Genomic DNA, 20,092 nt, shown 5'->3' with positions numbered 1-20,092 from the left:
GTTCGTGTCCGCGAAATTTGTTCTGATGATTTAATGCATTATGTTTATTTGATGATTAAATGAAAGTAGACCGGATAGGGCAGGGCGATATTCTGTTTGTTCTGCGCCAGAGCAGGGGCGGACCGAGGAGGCACCCGCAAGGATGGGAACGCTGATCAAACACGCCTCACACATATGTGTCGCCCCTTGCCTTACGTTTGGGAACCCGGCCGGACAATGGATCCTTTAGCCCCTTGACCTCAGGGAGAATGATATGCCGGACCGCGCGCGCCACGAAGACTATGATCAGCCGGTCGGGGGCTGGGGGTCCGCGAAATCTCTCCTGCAGCATGCGACCGAGCAGCGGGCCGTTTCCACGGTCGCGACGCTGCTTAAAGATCACAACAAAACGGGCGGGTACATGTGCACGAGCTGCGCATGGGCCAAGCCCGCCCGGCCGCATGTCGCGGAATTCTGCGAAAATGGCGCGAAGGCGACGTTCTGGGATCTGACGTCCCATCGCACGACCCCGGATTTCTTCGCCCGTCATACCGTCTCGGAATTGCTCGGATGGTCGGACCACGACCTGGAGAATGAGGGGCGACTGACCCATCCGATGCGTTACGACGTCACCAGCGATACGTATGTGGAGGTCTCGTGGGACGAGGCCTTCATGCAGATCGGCGAGAAACTGCGCTCCTACGACCCCGAGACCGTCGTTTTCTACGCCTCCGGGCGCGCCTCCCTCGAAACCTCCTACATGTATCAGCTTCTGGCCCGGATCTATGGCAACAACAATTTGCCGGACAGTTCCAACATGTGCCACGAAACGACGTCCGTCGCCTTGCCGCCGAGCATCGGAACGCCGGTCGGGACCGTCCTTCTCGAGGATTTTGAGAAGACGGATTGCATCTTCTCGTTCGGCCAGAATGTCGGGACCAACTCACCGAGACTGCTGCACAGCCTTCAGGAAGCGCGCGAGCGCGACGTGCCGATCGTCGTCTTCAATCCGCTGCGCGAGAAGGGGTGGGAGGAATTCGTCAATCCGCAGCGTCCCGGCCAGATGCTCAAGAACAGCCCGACGCTCATCGCGACCCAATATTATCAGGTCCGCGCCGGCGGCGACATCGCCGCCATGGTCGGGATCGCCAAGACCCTGCTCGCGCTCGACGACGACGCCAAAGCGGCGGGCGGCGCGCGGGTTCTGGATGCGGCCTTCATCGCGGAACATACCGATGGCTTTCCCGCGTTCGAGGCGATGGTGCGGGAGACCTCCTGGGACGAGATCCGGCGCGAGTCCGGCCTGCCGCAGGCCGCCCTCGAAGCTGCGGCGCACACCTTCGCCAAAGCGCGATCGGTGATCGCGATCTATGGCATGGGGCTGACGCAGCACCGCCTCGGTGTCGACAATGTCCAGACCCTGGTCAATCTGCTGCTGATGCGCGGGCAGATCGGCAAGCCCGGCGCGGGCATCTGCCCGGTGCGCGGTCACTCCAATGTGCAAGGCCAGCGCACGGTGGGCATTGCCGAGAAGGCCGATCTGGTGCCGCTGGATCGTTTGGCCGAGCAATTCGGCTTCCAGCCGCCGCGCAAGGACGGCTTGAACACCGTTGAGGCCTGCGAAGCCGTGGTGGCGGGCAAGATCCGCGCCTTCATCGGGCTCGGAGGCAATTTCGTCCGGGCGATTCCCGAACGCGGGCTGATGGAGGAGAAGTGGCGGGACCTCGACCTCTCGGTGCAGATCGCCACCAAGCTCAATCGAACCCACCTCATCGTCGCAAAGTCCACCTATTTACTCCCGACTCTCGTCCGGTCGGAGATCGACCGTCAGGCCTGCGGCCCTCAAATCGTGACCATCGAGGATTCCACCACCTGCATCCATGCGTCGCGGGGCAAGTTCGAGCCGGCGGCGGAAGGTCTGCTGTCGGAGCCGCGCATCGTGGCGGAAATCGCCAAAGCCACATTGCCGGCCAATCCCCGGGTGCCGTGGGACCAGTGGGTCGGCGACTACGCGCTGGTGCGCGATGCCATAGAACAGACGTTTCCCGATGATTTCCGGGATTTCAACGCCCGCCTCGACACCCCCGGCGGCTTTCCCCGGCCCGTGGCTGCCCGCCGACGCGAATGGGCGACGCCCAACGGGAAGGCGAATTTCCAGCGGCCCAAAGCCTTGTGCGCGAGCTTTGACGACGGTGCGGACGTCGACATCCTGCGCCTGATCACCTTGCGGTCGAACAACCAGTTCAACACCACGGTCTATGGGAATTCGGACCGGCTCAGGGGGATCAGCGGATCGCGCATGATCATCATGATGAACCGGGACGACCGGATGCGGCTCGGCCTTGCCGAGAATGGCATGGCGCGTCTGGTGACGGCGGTGGAGGACGGCATTCATCGCGCCATGGGCGGTTTCCGGGTGATCGATTACGATCTGCCGCCCGGCACCTGCGCGTCCTATTTTCCCGAATGCAACGCGCTGATCCCGCTCTGGCACTTCGCACAGGACAGCAAGACGCCGGCGGCCAAGTCCGTTCCCGTGCGGATCCACCCGGACTGACTGCTGTGGTGCACCGGCTGTCGGCGCCCCATACCGGCGCCAAAGTCGCGGCCAGTGCCTCCGAAGCAGAAATGTCTCCCTCGTCGCAAGCGAAAGCAGGACTAACCGGAACTCCATCGCGCGCCGATCGTTGGCTTCACCGTGTGCTCTGCCGCACAGCAGGCGCATCGACGATGGATGGATCCGCGCGCGGATCGCGTGCCGCATACGAGGTCTTGGGTTTTCTCGGCGACGCTCCCGCCCCCGCGCCGGATCCCCGTCTGCTCAAGGAGTGTCGGCTTGGACCAGATCATTCCCTATTGTGGTCCTGCGCCCGAGACGCTTCTGACGGCGTGGAACCTCGCGCCCCTGCCGCTCGCTCTCTCCGCCGCCCCGCTCGTTGCAATGGCTCTGCTCCGCGGCGGCCGCAGGAGGGCGGCCTGTGCGGCGAGCGCGGCGCTGTTTCTCGCCTATGTCTCCCCGTTGTGCGCTTTGACGGTCGCGCTGTTCGCTGCGCGCGGGCTGCATCATCTCGTCGTGGTCCTCGCGGCAGCCCCGGCCTTGGCGCTGGCCTGGCCGCTGCGCCTTCCGATGACGCGGATCGGCGGGTTCGTCGCACTCTCCGTCTTCTTGTGGCTGTGGCATTTGCCTGCCGCTTACACGCTCGCCTGGAACAGCCCAACCATCTACTGGCTGATGCAGGCTGGGTTGCTGGGCGCCGCGTGGCTCTTCTGGTCCGACGTGCTGCACGCGGACCGTTCGGCCGAAAGGGTCGCATCTATTGGCCTCGTGTTCGGATTGATGGGCCAGATGGGGCTGATCGCTGCCATCCTCACTTTCTCGCCGCGCATCCTTTATTCGGAGCATCTCGGACTGACCGCCGGCTACGGCCTCGACGCGCTGGCCGACCAGCAGCTCGCCGGGCTCGTCATGTGGGGGCCGGGCCTGATCCCGCTGGCTCTGCTGGGCGGGCTCCTGCTCAGACAGAGCTGGCGGGAGGTCGCGCTGCCATGATCGCCCTGCTGAAGGGCGTCCATATTGCCGCGCTCAGCCTGTGGTGCGCCGGGCTGATCGCGCTGCCGATCATTCTCCAAGTGTATGGCAGACGGGAGGAGGTTCGCACGCAGGCAGGGTTTTCGGAGTTCCGGCTGCTGGTTCACGCCGCCTATACGCGGGTCGTCACGCCCGCGGCCGTCGTCGCCATTTCGGCGGGGACGGGGCTGATCTTCGCGGCCGAGGTCCGCGAGACGTGGTTGATGGCCAAGCTGCTGGCGGTGGTCGGCATGGTTCTCGTCCATGCCTGGCTCGGGCATCTGGCGGTTCGTGCCGCCGAGCATAGGGGATCCTACCGCATGCCGCCTGCGTTGATCGCGCTGCCGGCCAGTCTGCTGTGCATGGGCGCGGTGCTCTATCTCGTGCTCGCCAAGCCGGATTTTCAACCGATGATCGACGCCCTGCCGCACGATTTCAGAGTGCCTCAGGGACGATCGATCCCGTCCGATTTGGTGCCGATTTGATAGTCGAACACCAGCTTCCCGCCATGCCAGCCGGTCAGAGCGGTCATCCCCGCCGCGACCAGCGACAAAGCGAGGCCGACCGGCAGCACCGCGCCCTCGGGATCCCCGATGCGAAGGATCCAGTTCGCGCCCAGGAGCGAGAGCAACATGACGGCGAGGATGAAATGCGTCCAGCTCGCCGAGCGGCTGCGGATGCCGCGGACGAGCAGCAATTCGGCTGTGCCGGTGAGCCCCGCCAAAACACCGATGGAAAACGCCCCAAAGACCGCATAGCCCGCCGCCTCGGCCCAGAACGCGGCGCCGGTCCAGGCATAAAGGAGGTCGGCGCCCAACGTGCTGAAGGACAGGGCGATGGGAAAGGCGACGAGCATCGCGTGCAGCGGGTGGCCGGCAAGGGCGATCTTCGATTCCGTATCCTGCAGCGCCCGGCGTTCTTCCAGCGGGTCCGTCAGTTCGGGGCGCATGTCCATGGGGTCTCCAGCGCGGTTCCGGGCTCTTCGGGGAAGTGCGCAGGCTTGCTCGCGGTTCCGCTGATCCTGGCAGGATGTCAGGGCCCGCTCTCGACATTGTCGCCGGCGGGGCCGATCGCGCAGGATATCGCCTGGCTGCTCTGGGCGATGCTGGCGGGAGCCGCCGCGCTGACCCTTCTGGTGCTCGTGCTGGTCGCCGCGGGTTTCGGGCCTCCGCGCGACGTTCCGGAGACGCGCTGGACCTTCGGGCTCGGCGTCGCCTTCTCGCTCGTGGTCCTGACGGCCACGCTCGCCGCCGCGCTGTGGGTCGGCGAGCGGATCCTGCCGCACGGTCCGGCGCTGGAGGTGCGGGCGCATGCCCGGCAATGGTCATGGACCTTCACCTATCCCGGCCCGGACGGTCCGGTTCAGGCGGAGGGCATTCTGCACATCCCTGCCGGCCAGCCGGTGGATGTGCTCATCACCGCCGAGGACGTGATCCATTCCTTCTGGGTGCCGCAATTCGGGGGAAAGATGGATGCGATCCCGGGACGACAGAATCGGCTGCGCATCGAAGTCGCCCAGCCCGGCACCTATGAGGGGCTCTGCGCCGAGTTCTGCGGGCTGGAGCACGCGACCATGCGGTTCCAGGTGATCGCGCACGATCCCGCCGATTGGCCGCCGCCGCGCGTCGGGGAGGCCCGCTTATGACCGCGCGCGATGCCGTCGCCGCCGGCGCCCCGGCCCCGGAAAATCCGCCCCGCCGCGCCCTGGCGCTTCACCGGGAGCTGGACCGGGTCTGGCGCAACGATCCCGGGCTCTGGGGACAGGTCACGAGCCTGAGCCACAGCACGCTCGGCCTGCGCTTCATGGGCACGGCGTTCGTGTTCTTCGGCATAGGCGGCCTCCTCGCCATGCTGATCCGCTCGCAGCTCGCCACCCCGGACGGGGCGTTTCTGGATACGGCGCTCTACAACCAAATCTTCACGATGCACGGCAGCATCATGATGTTCCTGTTCGCCATCCCGCTGCTCGAGGGGCTGGCGATGTATCTGCTGCCGAAGATGCTCGGGACCCGGGATCTCGCCTTTCCCCGCCTCTCGGCCTTCGGCTATTGGTGCTACCTGCTCGGCGGAACCATCCTGATCATCGCTCTGTTGGCCGGGGTCGCTCCGGGCGAGGGGTGGTTCATGTACACCCCGCTGTCCGGGCGCACCTATTCCCCGGGCGTCAACGCCGATGTCTGGCTGCTGGGCGTCACCTTCGTCGAAATTTCGGCGCTGTCGGCGGCGATCGAGCTCATGGTCTCGATCCTGCGTCTGCGGGCGCCCGGCATGAAGCTGACGCAGATGCCGCTGTTCGCCTGGTACATGCTCGGTACGGCCGCGATGATGCTGGCGGGCTTCCCGCCGCTGATCCTCGGCTCGGTTCTCCTCGAAATGGAGCGCGCGTTCGGCTGGCCCTTCTTCGACCCCGCGCGCGGCGGCGATCCGCTGCTGTGGCAGCACCTGTTCTGGCTGTTCGGTCATCCCGAGGTCTACATCATCTTCCTCCCCGCCGCCGGCGTCCTGTCGACGGTCATTCCGGTGCTGTGCCGCACCCGGATCGTCGGCTATGGCGCCGTCGTCGCCGCGATTTTGGGGATGGTGTTCCTGAGCTTCGGGCTCTGGGTCCACCATATGTTCACTGTGGGCATTCCCCATCTGGCGCTGGCCTTCTTCTCGGCGGCCTCGATGCTGGTCGCCGTGCCGACGGCCGTGCAGATCTTCGCCTGGATCGGCACGATGTGGCGTGGCCGACCGGAATTGAAGATGCCGATGTGGTACGTCCTCGGCTTCTTCCTCACCTTTGTGATGGGCGGGCTGACCGGCGTCATGCTGGCCGTCGTCCCCTTCAACTGGCAGGCGCACGACACCGCCTTCGTCACCGCCCATCTGCATTATGTCCTGATCGGCGGCTTCGTCTTCCCGATGATGGCCGGGGTGACCTGGTGGATGCCGATGATGAGCGGCCGGCGCCGCATCAGGGGGCTCGGCGAGGCGGCCTTCTGGCTCGTTCTGATCGGCTTCCACGGCACCTTCTTCATCATGCACCTGACCGGCCTGATGGGGATGCCGCGCCGGGTCCCGACCTATCCGGACAATCCGGAATGGGTCTGGCTGAACCTCACCTCGTCCTTCTTCAGCTTCGTCATGACGATCGGCTTCGCCTTGTTCCTGATGGACATCGTGCTGCAGGCCCTGCTCGGCAAGCGCAGCCCGCGCAATCCCTGGCGGGCGCCGACCCTCGACTGGGCGCTCGCGGTGCCGCCGCCCACCTACAATTTCGCCTCGCTTCCGGGGGCGGCCCTGCAGGCCGCCGGGGCAATCGAAGCGATGCTGCCTTTGGCCCGCGGCGAGGGCTTCCTGCCCGGCGCCCCGCGCGGCCGGCGGGAGATCTTGGTGACGTCGGTGGGAACGGCGCGGCCCGAGCACGTCGCCGTCCTGCCGTTCAATTCGGCTCTGCCGTTCGTCCTCGCGCTCGCCATTTGCGGCTTCGTGCTGCTGATGCTGGCGGGCTTCTATGAGATCGCCGTTCTGGCGCTGATCCCGGTGGTCGGCTTGATCTGGATGTGGGTGCGCCGGGCGCCCGCTGGCAACGACCGAGAGGAGATCGACGTCGCCGCGGGGCTGCGCCTGCCGACCCGGCCTCGGAGCGGGACGACGCTGACGCTGAGCGGGCTGCAATGCCTGCTGTTCGCAGACGGAACCTTCTTTGCCTCACTGCTGTTCGGGCTGGCCTATCTGTCGCTCGTCTCGCCCGGTGCCCCCATGCCGGCCTGGCCCCCGGATGCGCGGATCCTGGCGGCGGGCGCCGCCGCCGTTCTGGCCCTTCTCGCCACCGGCGCGGTCTGCACGCAGCGTGCCCTGTCGCGCAGCGAAGCCGGCGGGCGGCCTTCGGCCAGCCTGATCGCAGCCGCAACCCTTGTCTTCGTCGCCCTGCTCGCGCTCGTGTCCCAGGCGATCTGGCAGCTTCCCGATCCGACCCGGCATGCCGGCGATGCGGTGCGTGCGGCGATCATCGCCTATGTGGGGCTGCACGTCGCCGTCTCGGCGGTCTTCGGCGCATATGCTTTGGATCAGGCGCGGCGCGGGGAACCGCCGCCGTGCAGATCCGGCGCCCTGCGCAGCTGGCGGCTCTGGCACGGCTACACCCTGGCGGTGGCTGCCTTGGGCATGGCGGGGATTTGGGCACAGGCGGCGGCGGCATGAACGGGCCGGGACTGCGCTGGCTGGCCTGGCTCATCGCCGGCCCCACCATCTGGGCGGTGGCTTTCTCCACCGCGTACGGACTGCATGGCCTGGGATGCGCGCTCGGATGGCCCGCGGTGTTCTATGGCCCGGTCAGCCTGCAGCGGGCGGTCATCGTGCTCGTCGGCCTTGCCGGGCTCCTTGCCTGTCTCGGTCTGCTCCGCCACGTGGGGCCGCGCCTCGGGCCGCACGCGACGATCCCGCGCTTGGGACTATGGATCGGCCTCGTCGCCACGCTTTTCACGCTGGCGCCGGTGCTGGTCGCCTCGACCTGCTGATCGCTCAAGCGCATCCGGATGCCCCAAATCTCGGGAAATCCGGCCCCGACGCACACCGGACGCGGCACTGCCGAACGGGTGGAATGTGCCTTCTTCGAGCCCCTCGTGACGAGACGGGGACCCCTCAGCGGCTCGCGCCGCTTGGTCGGCGGATCCTTATGTCGAGGGCGGCTCCCTCTCCAAATACTGTCTTACGTAGATCCGCTTTGTCAGCGTCATCAAGGCCGCGGCGACCGGCGTCGCCAGTGCCAAGCCGAGGAGTCCAAACAGCGCTCCCATCAATAGCTGTGCGGCAATGACGAACGCCGGCGCTAGGTCCACCTTCTCCTGCTGGACGAGGGGCGTCACGGCATAGCTTTCCAAGGTCTGAACGCCGATATAAATCGCCAAGACGAGCAAGATCGCTGTCTGACCTTGTGCCGCAGCGAGCAGAAGGGCCGGTGCGATGGCGAGTATCGGCCCAATATTTGGGATGAAAGCGAGGAGGCCGGCGATCAGGCCGAGTCCAAAGGCGAGAGGTATGCCCGCTGCCCAGAGCCCGGCTGCGGTGAGCAGGCCGACGACCGTCATCGCAATGAGTTGTGCGGTGAGCCAATTCTGCAAAGTCTTCGTGACATCGTCAAAGACGTCGTCGGTCTGCTGGCGGAGGGACGGCGCCAGCAGCAGGATCACGCCGCGCCGATACACCTCTGGGCTGAAAGCCCCGTAGAGCCCGATAAAGAATATCAGGGCCGCATTGCCCAGCGCTCCGAACGTCGTCGTCACGGCGCTGGCTGCCGTATCACCCGCTCCCGAGGATCCGAGGGAGCTGGGCGAGAGCCTGTCGAGAAGTGCCGGACCCCATGAGAAAGCCTCGATGCGATCCCGGAGGGTCTCCAGGGCTTCCGGGATGCGGCGGCCCAATTCGTCGATTTGCGTGGAGACGGTTGGCGCCACGGCCGCCGCGAAAGCGGCGAAGGCCGCAAGAAGGGCGACCATGAACATGGCGACGCCCCAGGCGGGGGCGAGATGGATTTTTCCGGAGATCCAAACGCCACCCCCCCGCAGGAAAACGGCGAACAGCAGGCCCGCGAAGATGATGAGCAGCACGTCCGCCGCGAGCAAAAGCAGCGCGACGAGCCCCGCCGCAAGCACCAAGAGGGAAACAGCGCGCCGCGTCACTGGGCTGCCTGCCACGCCGATCGGAGACCCTGTGGGTTCCATGATCTCAGAGCCCCCTGAAAAGAATCCGTCGAATGCGCCGCATCTGGCGTCTCGTTCCAGCGCGCGGCGCGAAGCTCCGTCCGCCGGCGCGACCGGACGGCGGACGCGGACGCCGTTGGCGGCGAATGCGCCGCGTCACGGGGGGCAGGCGGTTTGTCGGAAAAGGCGGGCGAGAAGACCTCGCCCGCCCTTCCGTCACCGTGGGGTATTGACGTCGGGCGCAATACCGCTGCCCGAAATCGCGACGACCGTCTGGCCGCCGATGGTGCCGCGCCGCAGGGTCACGGATTCGATGAGTTCCGCGTTCTCGAACGCACTCTGAAAGTCCGACAATTCTTTCGCGCTGAGGGCGACGCTGCCGCCGCCGGAGAAGTCTTGTGGACCCATCAGGACGAAGATGGACTGGCCGCCCGAACTCGCCCGCAGCAGGCTGCCGTCGAGGCTCTCCCGGTCCTCGAACCCAACCTCGCCGAGCCGTTCGTTCAAGCGATCCGCATCCGGGGTGCTGGCCTCGGCAGGGCCGGTGACGCCGCGCCAACCATGCTCCGCGGTGAAGGCGAGGACCGCCTTGTCGCCGAGTTCGCCGCGCACGATGCTTTCGTCATCGATGAATTCCAGCCGGCTGAACGCCGCCTCGGTCAGGCGCCCGCGGACACGGTCCTGCCGGAAGTCGATGTCCTCGTCACCCGCTAGATTCTCCGGGCCAAAGACGAACATCACAGGATGGCCTTCCGGCGTCTGAGCCCTGACCAGCTTGCCTTTGAAGTCGGCGCGGCTTTCTACGCCGGCATCGCCGAGCTTCTGCCCGATCTTGTCCGCGCCAATGCGTTCGGCACGCGGTGTCGTGGCGGACGCGGACTCGTTCGCGATGGCTGGGACTCCGGAAAGTGCCAGAGCGAAGACCGACAAGCTTAGGAATGTCTTCTTCATAAGATGCTCCTTTCGATTTCAGGATCATTGCCACCCACGTCAGCCAACAGAGGATCGCCGCCCTTGTTCCGGCCCACTGATAAAATGCGCGAGATATCGCGCGTGATCCGATCCGTTCGAACAGGAAGATCGGTAAATCAGTCTTTAAACACTTGTTGCAGAATGGGTTATTCAGTCGGCTTGCGATGCGGGCCCACCGGCGCGTGCCGCGAGAGCCTGATCATCAGCTTGCGATGCGAGCCGGCCGGCGCGTGCTTCAGGGGCAGGGAGATCATCGTCCTTCATGGGGGTGCCAACCCGGGAGCACCTCGCCTTGGCGCTCGCGCGCCGCACGGGCCGGAGGCAGAGCGAACTGATGCGGCTCTGGCGCGGCACAGCTACGCCGGTGCGCGACCGGTCGCGGCGCCGTTCCCAGGAAATCTTCGACACGTATCTCGCGCGCCCCAGCACCATGGCCGCGTGATCGCCAATCGACACTGTTCTGGAAACGGGCTTTGCAAAACGGACTGCAAGCCCGGAGGGGCAGACCGCTGCTATAGGAGTGATGGCGCGCCGGGGAAGATTCGAACTCCCGACCCCCAGATTCGTAGTCTGCCCCAGTTCATTGAATCAGCACAGAATTTTAGCAAAACGAAGGATAGCAGGGATTATAAATTTCAAGGGCTTAGTATAGACCTTGCAAACCGGGTGGTGCAACAGTCGCCGTATTTTGTCAGCCGTGAGGGGAGCACGGCTGCGCATTTCAATGTCGAAATTGTTGGTGCGCGCTCAGTGGCGCGGCTGGATGATCTTATGCGCTCGGTCTATCGCGCGCACACGGTCGGCCACGTCTCTGACGTCGAAGTCGAAGATTTGCAGGGCCGCATAGATGTGCGTCGGCTGGACCTGTCGGGGCCTCGCTCGCCACGGCCGGGCATGTCAGTGGTGCAGCGGGTGGGGAGCCTCTTCAGGCCGCGGCGCCGCCCTGTCTCGCCAGATCGCCAGGCCTCGCGTGAGCGGCGGAGGAATCTCGGCGGCTCTGGCGCCCTTCCAGACACACTGCGCGGCCACTTCACCGAGGGTGAGCGCGCCGTGCTGACAATCGTTGCTGGCGAGGTGAAGGCTCATGGGCGCTGTACCTTGCCGCTGGACAAGATCGCGGCGCTAGCGGGCGTCGGACGCACGACGACGCAGAACGCTGTTCATGAGGCCCGTCGCCTTGGACTGTTGAGCGTCACTCTGCGCCCGCAGAAGGGCGCAAAAAATCTGCCTAACGTGTTCGAGATCATCTCGCAGCAATGGCTTGCCTGGATCCGGCGCGGTCCGAAGCGCCGCGTGGATCAGTGCGGCCGGATAGGGGCCAATCCGTCAATTCACGCCGAAAAGGTGAACCCCACGAAGAGGAAAGAAGAAAAAGAAGAGTCCTTCGGGGAAACAGGTGGTGGGCGACGCCCTGAGAGGTGGAGAGGCAGCGCCCTTGTCAGGACGAAAGGAGGGCGCTGTGGCGACAACACCAAGGGCCGCGTGGCGTCGTGAACGCCTATCCCCGGCTTGGGTGGTGGAAGGAGGCATCGGTGTCGGCGGTCGCGGCTGTCCGCCATCGCCTCCCCATTGCGCATCCTCACGATGGGGTTGCGCGCGGCGGGGCGACGGCACAGTCGCACCGCACCGCACGCCTCCCGACCGGGCTTCGTTACCCCCCTTGCAGATTGCCAGGGGGGTAACGACTCTGCGCCGCGCGAGCGGGATCGATCTTCTTTCATGGGGCATGGGTCCTCCCACCAGCGCAGTATACGGGTAGCCTATGCTTTTGAGTTCGTTAGATTTAGCCGAATTTGATCGTAAACTTAGCGAGCGAGAATAAGGGGTGTCATGCAGCAAACGCAGAGCCCACCTTCGCGTCCCGGCCTCACAATCGCGGATGTTGAAACCATCTCGAAAAAGGGCTTCTCCGAGTTGCTCGGAGTCTCGCCGGGTCGCGTCTCGCAGTTGATCGCGTCCGGACTTCCCGTCGAGCCGAACGGGCGTGTCCATATCGAGCGCGGCAAGGCGTGGGTCAAAGCCAACATCGACCCGACCCGGCGGCGATCCGGCGGGGTGGCCTCGTTGCCGCTGTTCGATGGCTGCTCCCCACGGGCGATCCGTGACGCGTCCGAGGCGGAGATCGCCCGTCTTAAGGCCGAGCGCCTCGGTGGCCACCTGATCGATCGGAGTGCCACGCTTCGAGCGGTGGAGAGCCGGGCGCGGGCGGAGCGGGATGCCTGGATCGGATGGGTGAACCGCGCCGCCCCGGAGCTGGCCGCGGCCACCGGCACTGACCTTGCCGCCGTCGTCGCGACCTTGGACCGGCTTGTGCGCGATCATCTTCTGATGCTCGCCTCGCTGCCGTTGGGTGACATCGAACATGGCTGACCTGGCGACGCTCACTGCCGAACTTGTGGATGCCGCATGGCGCGCCGGCCTGGAGCCGGAGCCGCAGCTCACCGTCACCGAATGGGCGGACAAGCACCGCGTGCTCCCGGGCACCAATGCCGAGCCCGGGCGTTGGCGCACCGCGCGCGTGCCCTATCTCGGCGAGATCATGGATTGCCTCTCCACCGCGTCCCCGGTGGAACGCGTGGTGTTGATGAAGGGCGCGCAGACTGGCGGCACCGAAGCGGGGCTCAACGCCATCGGCTATTGGATCGCTCATGCGCCGGGCCTGATCCTCGCCGTGTGGCCCTCCATCGACATGGTGCGGCGGAACTCGCGCACTCGCATCGACCCGCTCATTGATGGCACGCCGGCACTGAAGCAGAAGATCGCGCCCGCCCGCGCCAAGGATCCGGGCAACACGGTCGGCCTGAAGGAGTTCCCCGGCGGCGCACTGGTGATGACCGGCGCCAACTCCGCCACCGGCCTGCGCTCCACCCCGGCGCGCTATCTTGTGCTCGACGAGGTGGATGCCTTCCCCGCCGACGCGGACGGGGAAGGCGATCCGGTTGCGCTGGCTGTCCAGCGCACTGTGACCTTCCGAGGCCGGCGCAAGGTATTCCTTATCTCGACCCCCACCGAGGCGGGACTTTCCCGCATCGAGAAGGCCTATGCTGAGAGCGATCGGCGGCGCTTCTTCGTGCCTTGCCCCCACTGCGCCGCTTACCAGGTGCTCGTGTGGCGCGGCGTGACCTGGCCGGAGCGCGAGCCGGGCAGGGCCTTTTACGCCTGCGAGGCGTGCGGCGGCATCATTGAGGAGGCGGACAAACCGGCGCTGCTGGCGCGTGGCGAATGGCGCGCCACGGCCGCAGGGGACGGCCGCACGGCTGGCTTCCACCTCTCGGCACTCTATTCTCCGTTTGAGAGCTGGGCAGAAATTGCCGCTGACTTCCTGGCATCGAAGGAAGACCCGGCCCGGCTGAAGGCCTGGACGAACCTTAAGCTCGGCGAGCCGTTCGAGGACCGGGACGACTCGGCCATTGAAGCGGCCGGCTTCCTCTCGCGCCTCGAGGAATGGGGCGAGGGCCTGCCCGGGGGTGTCGCGGTTTTGACCGCCGGCGTGGACGTGCAGGGCGACCGGCTCGAATTGGAGATTGTGGGCTGGGGTGCGGGCGAGGAATCGTGGTCGCTGGAATATAGCGTTCTATGGGGCAACCCGGCCGAGCCCGAGGTTTGGCGGGCATTGGACGCAGAGCTTCTGCGAACCTTCGGCCACCTGCTGGCCGGCGCACTGCCGATCCGCGCCGTCGCCATCGATTCGGGCGGCCATCATACGCAGACGGTCTACCGGTTCGCGCGGGACCGCGGCGCGCGGCGGGTGTGGGCGATCAAGGGGCGCGCCGGCCCCGGCCTTCCCGTCTGGCCCCGGCGCCCGCCGAAGCCGAAGGACCGGGCCAAGCTCATGGCGCCCTTCATCGTGGGCGTGGATGCGGCGAAGGAGGTGGTCACCAATCGCCTGCGCCTCACGGGCGAAGGGCCCGGCTATTGCCACTTCCCGGCGGGTCGGGACCTGGACTATTTCCGCCAGCTCGGCGCCGAGCGGCTCATCAAGAGCTGGCGCAGGGGCGTGCCCGTGCGTGAGTGGCGGAAGGATCCGGGCGTGAGGAACGAGGCGCTCGACTGCCGCGTGTACGCCTATGCTGCCCTGCAGGGACTGGGAGCGATTGGGATAAGGATTGGCGATCGACCGTCGCCGCCAGGCGCGCCTGTGCCCGTCCGAACTTCCCCCGGGCTGGGGCAAGAAACAGGGCGCCTGATTACGAGTAGATGGATGGGAGGGTAGTCATGGAGCGATTGAAGGAAACCGAAGCAAAAATGGCGGCTATGAAACGCGCGCAGGCAAATGGTCATGAAATGAGACCGTGGCGGCGGCATCCCGGCTACCGCTTCCGCAACCGATCGAGCTGCCAGCGCTGTGGCCGGGCGCTCATCATCAACTCGGGAATGCTTGCTCGCGATGAAGTCGAACGGATGCTGGCCGCCGGGGATATCATAGGCCGCTGGGAGCGGGCGAAAATCGGATGTCGACTACACATACGGGGAAGGGGACGCCTTAGAATTTTGGTGTCTTTAGTGTGTTTAAAATGCAAACATCGCACATAAAAGCGCTGATAACGTGCCTAATATAAACGCGTATCCAGAATATATATATATTTTAGCGGAATTATTTTCTAATTCTACTTTTTTCTCCGGTGTCATGAGCTGCGATGTTGCCAATTCGACTGCGGCTACTCCTTCATTGTATATATTGTTAAGTAATGGTTCCCGCGTTCGAATGGATTCTGTTTTCTCTAAAAGATCCAGAGCCTCCTTCCGTTTTTTTCTGCGCCACATGTCTTCGACAATCTGCATGCTGATTGCGTAGACGAAAAAACCAAAAAGAAGACCAAAAAAATATAACCAGAGTGGAAGAAATGCAATTAATGGAATTCGTACTTCTTTTCCTGCCATTAATGTAGCAATTGATATTGAATAAACTGTAATCCCGGCGGCATTTGCTTTAAAGAGAAGTTGCTCATAGCCCGCTCGCGGGTAGTCGTAAGATGGCCCCCCGTCAGGCATGTGACATTTCCTTCCTGTCCCGCAGCCGCACGCCCGGCCCGCCGCCGTTCTCCGCGATGAACTCGACGCCGGCGGCCTCCAGGGCGCGCTGGATGGCCGCAAGGTTGTTGGGGGTGGGGACACGTCGCCCCTTCTCGAAATCAACAATCGTGTTGCGTGAGACGTTGGCCGCGCTCGCGAGCACCGCTTGATCCATCTCCAGCAACGCGCGCGCAGCGCGGCATTGTGCGGGTGCAATCATCTTAATGCACAATGTTGCGCATGGTGTTTGACTTCTGATCCAAAATTTAGCATGGTGCCCAATGTAGCACATCACGCTCAACCGGAGCAAGTCAATGCCCAAGCACAGCTCGGGGGCAAACGCCCCCTCTTTGCCCGAAACCAGTCGCCGCGCTCTTCTGGGGAGGGCCTCCGCGCTTGGCGCACTGGCCTTGGTGGGCAGCGCGGCCCCGGTTGGCGCAGCCGTCGACGTGACGGCGGAAGCGCACCCCGACAAGGCCTTGCTCGCCGCCTGGGCCGGGTACGTGAAGGCGCAGCGGGCTTTTGAGTATGCGTGCGACGTGCTCCTGCCCAATGGTGGCACGGATGCCGATCACGAACCTTACTATCAGGCCATAGATTTCTACGGAGACCAGATCGAGCGGCATCAAGCGTCGACGGTCGAGGGGTTCGCGGTCCAGCTGCGCTACCTGTTCGCCAAAAAGATGGGGTGCATGGCCTCTTACCAAGCGGCCATCTACGGCGAGCCGGTGAGCGACGAGTTGGCTGCAACGCTCGCGGCGGACGACCTCGACAAGATGCTGTGGGGCATGGCCCAAGCCGCTACCCGAGCGAGCCGGGCTTGACCGTGGACGGCTTGCAAATTTCCATATTAGCTGCGATTATAGCTTCATGATGTAGCAGATATGGAATCTGGAACTCCAATGACTGAGATGCTCTACCCTGACCTCGTTTTCGGTCGGTTCTTTGATCCGCGTGAGCAATCCATCCTCACAGGCGTGGAGCAGTCGCGTCAGCGGGTAATCCGCGCACGAGTGGATCTGCCCTTCGAGCGCGGCGAGCCCATCATCATGGACCGCAAGCGCATGATGGTTTGGGGCGACATTATGCGCTGGGCGATTCTCGGCGAGGTGTCCGCCATGGGCATCGGTTTGGAGGAGTCCGCTCACTTCGCCAGCTCCGAGCGCTTCGAAGGCCTAATCTTCGAGGACTTCCGTCGCCCCGAGGGCGGTCATCTCTTCGTGGTGTGCCGGCCCGTGCGTGGCAATCCTAAGAGCTTCGCCAAGGTGAGCACCTTCGGCGGCACCAACCAATATAGCGGGGGTGAGGGCTGCGCCTTCTTCGGCCTCGACTTCTCGGATCTTCAGGCTCGGGTGCTCCAGCGTTTGGGGACCCTGTGAGTCAAGCTATGAACCGCTTCCTCGCTCGCATCCTTTCCTTCGGCAAGCCTTCCGCCCGCTCCTATGACGCGGCCGGCGGCGGGCGCCGGTGGCGCGGCTTCGTCGACATGCCCAACCAGATCGCGGCGCAGCTCGCCGCGCGGGGACCGGTGGGCAAGCGGGCGCGGGCGCTGGTGGCGAATAATCCGCTGGCGGCATCCGGCGCGGACGCCTGGGGTTCCGCCCTCGTGGGCACCGGAATCAAGCCGCAATCCACCCATCCCGATGGAGCTGTGCGCGCCGACCTGAATGCCAGCTTCGAGCGGTGGACGGACGCGGCCGACGCCGAGGGCTGCACCGACTTCTACGGCCTCCAGGCGCTGGCCGCCCGCCGCATGGTGGTGGACGGCGAAGCCTTCGCCACCCTTACCCATGACGAGCGCGCCACGCTGAAGGTGCGCCTGCTCGACGCGGAACAGGTGGACCCAGCCTTGCACCGGGACGCGGGCGGCGGTGTGCGCATCGTGGCCGGTGTCGAGTTTGATTCGTCCGGCCGGCGGCTCGCCTATCACGCCTTCCGTGAGCGGCCCGGCCTGCCGCTCGGCACCGTGCTGGATACGGTGCGCCTGCCCGCCGAGGATGTGTGCCACCTGTTCCGAGCCGACGTGCCCGGCCAGGTGCGCGGCCTCTCCTGGTTCGCCCCCGCGCTGCTGCGCCTCGCGGATTATGACGCCGCGTCCGATGCCCAGCTCATGCGCCAGAAGGTTGCCGCGCTGCTCACGGGCTTCATCACCGATCCCAATGGTGTGCCGGCAGACTTCCAAGGCGCGGGCGACGGCCTGGGCAATCTGGATGGCGGCATGGAGCCGGGAAGCCTGAAGGTGCTTCTGCCCGGCCAGGACATCCGCTTTTCCGATCCGGCCAATGTGGGTTCTGAAGTCATCGAGTTCATGAAGGTGACGGCCCGCGAGATCGCGGTGGGGCTCGGCGTCCCCTATGAGACTCTGACGGGCGACCTCTCCGACACGAATTATTCCTCCATCCGCGCCGGCCTTGTGGAGTTCCGCCGCAGGGTGGAGGCCATCCAGCACCATGTGCTGGTGTTCCAGCTTTGCCGCCCAGTGTGGCGGCGGTTCGTCACCACCGAGATTCTCTCGGGACGGATTGCCGCTCCAGGGTTCGAGCGCGACCCTGAGCCTTGGCTTGGCGCCCGCTGGATCACACCGCGCCAGGAATGGGTGGACCCCAAGAAGGACGCAGAGGCGGAGATCGCCGCCATCGGCGCGGGCCTCATGAGCCGCCGGCAGGCTGTCGCCGCGCGGGGCTATGATCTGGAAGCTCTGGACGCCGAGATTGCCGCTGACACGGCCCGCGCGGCGGGCCTCGGCTTGGCATTCGGAGCGATCACCACCGGCCCCGGCGCGCTTGCTCCGAAAGAGGACCTTGCCCCGGAGGAGGATGCTGTATGAACGCGCCCGCCGATATCGTCACCCGCCGCGCGCCGCTCGCGGCGACGAGCTGGAACCCGGAGGCGCGCACCCTCGAGGTGGTGTTCTCGACCGGATCTGACGTGTCGCGCATGGATGTGCGTGGCGGCTTCGTCGAGCGCCTCTCCCTTGAACAGGACTGGTCTGCCTTTATCGGCGCGCCGGTCCTCAACAGCCACCGGCGGGGCGATCTGACTGACGTGCTGGGTTCCGTCCAGAAGGCCTGGACGGTCGGCGGGAACCGAGAAGCCCGCGCCATCATCAGATTGTCCCGCCGGGCGGATGTTGACCCGATCATTCAAGACATCCTCGATGGCCACCTGCGCGGTGTGTCCGTGGGGTACGTCATTCACGACTGGAAGGAGACCACCGAGGCCGGGCAGCGCGTGAAGACCGCGACCCGCTGGAGCCCGGTGGAACTCTCCATCGTCCCCATTCCCGCCGACCGTCAGGCCACCATTCGAGGTGAGACCATGCCGGCCCCCACTGTGCCCGCCGATCCGGCTGGCGCCAACCCGCCCGCCGCGGCGGCCCCCACCATCACGGCGCCCGCGGACCGGGCCGCCGTCAATGCGGAGATCCGCTCCATCGCCACCGTGGCCCAGCTTGATCAGGGGTGGGTGAACAGCCAGGTGGATGCTTCGGCGACGGTCGAGACCGCCCGCGCCGCCGCCTTCGAAGCCATGCGCACCCGTTCCGCCGGCGCGGCGCAGGTGCGCACCACCACCATCAATTTCGGGGTGGATCACACCGACCCAGCCTTGCGCGCGACCGCCATCGGCGAGGCGCTTTATGCCCGTGCCAACCCGGCCCACGCGCCTTCCGAACCGGCCCGCGCCTATCTCGGCCTTTCGATGCCGGAGATCGCCCGCGATTGCCTGCGCACCCGGGGCATCGCGACCGGAGGCCTTTCCTCCGCCGCCGTGATCGAGCGGGCGCTCAGCACCAGCGATTTCCCGCTGATCCTTGGCGACACGGTTGGGCGCACGCTGCGCGACGGCTACCGCACTGCTACGGCCGCCGTGCGCCAGCTTGGCCGCGAGACCACGAACCGCGACTTCCGCGCCAAGCACCGGCTCCAGCTCTCCGAGGCCCCGACCCTCGAAAAGGTGCTGGAAGGCGGCGAGTTCAAATATGGCGGACTGGCGGAGGCAAAGGAGTCGTACAAGATCGACACCTTCGGCCGCATCATCTCCATCACGCGCCAGTCGCTGGTGAACGATGACCTCGGCGCCTTCTCCGACCTCGCCCGCCGCATGGGGCGAGCGGCGGCGGCGTTCGAGGCGCAGTTCCTCGTGAACCTGCTCACCGGCAATGCCGGTGCCGGACCGACCCTTTCTGACGGCTTCGGCCTGTTCCACGCCAACCACGGCAACACGGGAACGGTGGCGCTTTCCACCGACAGCCTCACGGCCGCCCGCGTCGCCATGCGCCGGCAGAAAGGACTGGTTGCAGAGCCCATCGCGGTGACGCCGAAGAGCCTGCTGGTGCCGCCCGAGTTGGAGACGCTGGCGGAAACCCTTGTGGCCGCGATCACTCCCGCCAAGGTGGACGACGTGAATGTCTTCACGTCGAAGCTTTCGGTGGTGGTCGAGTCGCGCCTCGCCGATACGGGGCGCTGGTATCTGGTCGCGGACCCCGCCGAGGTGGATGGGCTCGAATATGCCTATCTGGAAGGCGAGCCTGGCCCGCAGATCGATACGCAAGCGGGTTTCGATGTGGACGGGGTCAAGGTCAAGGTCCGCCTCGACTTTGGCGCCGGCTTCGTGGACTGGCGCGGCTGGTACGCGTCCAAGGCGGCGAGCTGACCATGACAGAGGACGCCACGACATTGGAGGCGCAGCTCACCGAGCTGCGCCAGATTCGCGGGCGCGGCATTCTGCGCGTGCAGTATTCCGATGGCCGTTCCCACCAATACGGCTCCCTTGATGAACTCGGCCGTGCCATCGCGGATCTGGAGCGCCGCCTCGCGGCGACGGCGGCAGGGCGCATCGGCACGGTGCGCGTCTTCTCGACGAAGGGGGTGTGAAG

Annotated in this window: 20 protein-coding genes; 15 read left to right on the top strand and 5 right to left on the bottom strand. The window is 65.5% G+C overall.

Annotation, left to right across the window (positions count from 1 at the left end):
• Window positions 1-253 precede the first annotated feature (253 nt).
• From EDC64_RS04185 to EDC64_RS04175, 3 genes are all read left to right on the top strand, one after another.
• Entirely contained in the window at window positions 254-2,536 is a 2,283-nt protein-coding gene (locus tag EDC64_RS04185; protein ID WP_132029936.1) for an FdhF/YdeP family oxidoreductase, read from the top strand.
• A 279-nt stretch (window positions 2,537-2,815) separates the two neighbouring features.
• Window positions 2,816-3,529 (top strand): cytochrome c oxidase assembly protein, encoded by a 714-nt coding sequence (locus EDC64_RS04180; RefSeq protein WP_245504519.1) that lies wholly within the window; start codon window positions 2,816-2,818, stop codon window positions 3,527-3,529.
• On the top strand, window positions 3,526-4,032 hold the full coding sequence (locus EDC64_RS04175; RefSeq protein ID WP_132029935.1) for a CopD family protein: 507 nt from the start codon (window positions 3,526-3,528) through the stop codon (window positions 4,030-4,032). The genes EDC64_RS04180 and EDC64_RS04175 overlap by 4 nt, the downstream gene beginning before the upstream one ends.
• Here the strand turns inward: EDC64_RS04175 and EDC64_RS04170 are convergent.
• Complete coding sequence (locus EDC64_RS04170; protein WP_132029934.1) at window positions 3,993-4,502, bottom strand: DUF2231 domain-containing protein; 510 nt, start codon at window positions 4,500-4,502, stop codon at window positions 3,993-3,995. The two genes, EDC64_RS04175 and EDC64_RS04170, sit on opposite strands and share 40 nt — an antisense overlap.
• A gap of 45 nt (window positions 4,503-4,547) precedes the next feature.
• On the opposite strand from EDC64_RS04170, the gene coxB reads away from it, so the two are divergent.
• Genes coxB through EDC64_RS04155 form a run of 3 tightly spaced genes read left to right on the top strand, consistent with a single transcriptional unit; the run spans window position 4,548 to window position 8,049 of the window.
• On the top strand, window positions 4,548-5,192 hold the full coding sequence (coxB, locus tag EDC64_RS04165) for a cytochrome c oxidase subunit II (protein WP_245504518.1): 645 nt from the start codon (window positions 4,548-4,550) through the stop codon (window positions 5,190-5,192).
• Window positions 5,189-7,732 carry a cytochrome c oxidase subunit I gene (gene ctaD, locus EDC64_RS04160; protein WP_132029933.1) on the top strand — a complete coding sequence of 848 codons (2,544 nt, stop codon included), beginning with the start codon at window positions 5,189-5,191 and terminating at the stop codon, window positions 7,730-7,732. Before coxB ends, ctaD begins: the two co-directional genes overlap by 4 nt.
• Window positions 7,729-8,049, top strand: a complete 321-nt coding sequence (locus EDC64_RS04155; protein WP_132029932.1) for a hypothetical protein — start codon at window positions 7,729-7,731, stop codon at window positions 8,047-8,049. The genes ctaD and EDC64_RS04155 overlap by 4 nt, the downstream gene beginning before the upstream one ends.
• 156 nt (window positions 8,050-8,205) lie before the next feature.
• Here the strand turns inward: EDC64_RS04155 and EDC64_RS04150 are convergent, their stop codons facing one another.
• A complete protein-coding gene (locus tag EDC64_RS04150) occupies window positions 8,206-9,252 on the bottom strand; it encodes an AI-2E family transporter (protein WP_207915876.1) in 1,047 nt (348 codons plus the stop codon).
• Between the two features lie 195 nt (window positions 9,253-9,447).
• On the bottom strand, window positions 9,448-10,182 hold the full coding sequence (locus EDC64_RS04145; protein ID WP_132029931.1) for a hypothetical protein: 735 nt from the start codon (window positions 10,180-10,182) through the stop codon (window positions 9,448-9,450).
• A gap of 283 nt (window positions 10,183-10,465) precedes the next feature.
• Between EDC64_RS04145 and EDC64_RS04140 the strand changes: the two genes are divergently transcribed.
• From EDC64_RS04140 to EDC64_RS04125, 4 genes are all read left to right on the top strand, one after another.
• Window positions 10,466-10,645 (top strand): hypothetical protein, encoded by a 180-nt coding sequence (locus tag EDC64_RS04140; RefSeq protein WP_132029930.1) that lies wholly within the window; start codon window positions 10,466-10,468, stop codon window positions 10,643-10,645.
• 224 nt (window positions 10,646-10,869) lie between these two features.
• Window positions 10,870-11,697 carry a hypothetical protein gene (locus tag EDC64_RS04135; protein ID WP_132029929.1) on the top strand — a complete coding sequence of 276 codons (828 nt, stop codon included), beginning with the start codon at window positions 10,870-10,872 and terminating at the stop codon, window positions 11,695-11,697.
• Between the two features lie 336 nt (window positions 11,698-12,033).
• Entirely contained in the window at window positions 12,034-12,573 is a 540-nt protein-coding gene (locus EDC64_RS04130) for a hypothetical protein (protein WP_132029928.1), read from the top strand.
• Entirely contained in the window at window positions 12,566-14,416 is a 1,851-nt protein-coding gene (locus tag EDC64_RS04125) for a phage terminase large subunit family protein (protein WP_132029927.1), read from the top strand. Before EDC64_RS04130 ends, EDC64_RS04125 begins: the two co-directional genes overlap by 8 nt.
• Before the next feature lie 296 nt (window positions 14,417-14,712).
• Here EDC64_RS04125 and EDC64_RS04120 read toward each other — a convergent pair whose 3' ends face one another.
• Both EDC64_RS04120 and EDC64_RS04115 read right to left on the bottom strand, forming a co-directional pair.
• Window positions 14,713-15,195: a hypothetical protein gene (locus EDC64_RS04120; protein ID WP_132029926.1), complete on the bottom strand. Its 483-nt coding sequence runs from the start codon at window positions 15,193-15,195 to the stop codon at window positions 14,713-14,715.
• Complete coding sequence (locus EDC64_RS04115; protein WP_165933633.1) at window positions 15,188-15,436, bottom strand: helix-turn-helix transcriptional regulator; 249 nt, start codon at window positions 15,434-15,436, stop codon at window positions 15,188-15,190. The genes EDC64_RS04120 and EDC64_RS04115 overlap by 8 nt, the downstream gene beginning before the upstream one ends.
• A gap of 94 nt (window positions 15,437-15,530) precedes the next feature.
• Between EDC64_RS04115 and EDC64_RS04110 the strand changes: the two genes are divergently transcribed.
• The 5 genes from EDC64_RS04110 to EDC64_RS04090 all read left to right on the top strand — a co-directional run bounded on the left by EDC64_RS04110 (window position 15,531) and on the right by EDC64_RS04090 (window position 20,090).
• A complete protein-coding gene (locus EDC64_RS04110) occupies window positions 15,531-16,040 on the top strand; it encodes a hypothetical protein (protein WP_132029924.1) in 510 nt (169 codons plus the stop codon).
• A gap of 78 nt (window positions 16,041-16,118) precedes the next feature.
• Complete coding sequence (locus EDC64_RS04105; RefSeq protein WP_132029923.1) at window positions 16,119-16,595, top strand: hypothetical protein; 477 nt, start codon at window positions 16,119-16,121, stop codon at window positions 16,593-16,595.
• Between the two features lie 8 nt (window positions 16,596-16,603).
• Window positions 16,604-18,043 carry a phage portal protein gene (locus EDC64_RS04100; RefSeq protein ID WP_132029922.1) on the top strand — a complete coding sequence of 480 codons (1,440 nt, stop codon included), beginning with the start codon at window positions 16,604-16,606 and terminating at the stop codon, window positions 18,041-18,043.
• Window positions 18,040-19,869, top strand: a complete 1,830-nt coding sequence (locus EDC64_RS04095) for a prohead protease/major capsid protein fusion protein (RefSeq protein ID WP_132029921.1) — start codon at window positions 18,040-18,042, stop codon at window positions 19,867-19,869. The genes EDC64_RS04100 and EDC64_RS04095 overlap by 4 nt, the downstream gene beginning before the upstream one ends.
• A gap of 2 nt (window positions 19,870-19,871) precedes the next feature.
• On the top strand, window positions 19,872-20,090 hold the full coding sequence (locus tag EDC64_RS04090) for a phage head-tail joining protein (RefSeq protein WP_132029920.1): 219 nt from the start codon (window positions 19,872-19,874) through the stop codon (window positions 20,088-20,090).
• Window positions 20,091-20,092: the final 2 nt, after the last annotated feature.

It is taken from the genome of Aquabacter spiritensis, assembly GCF_004346185.1.
Classification (GTDB): Bacteria; Pseudomonadota; Alphaproteobacteria; order Rhizobiales; family Xanthobacteraceae; genus Aquabacter; species Aquabacter spiritensis.
The sequence above is the reverse complement of the archived record's forward strand: the minus strand, read 5'-3'. Positions and strand labels throughout refer to the sequence as shown.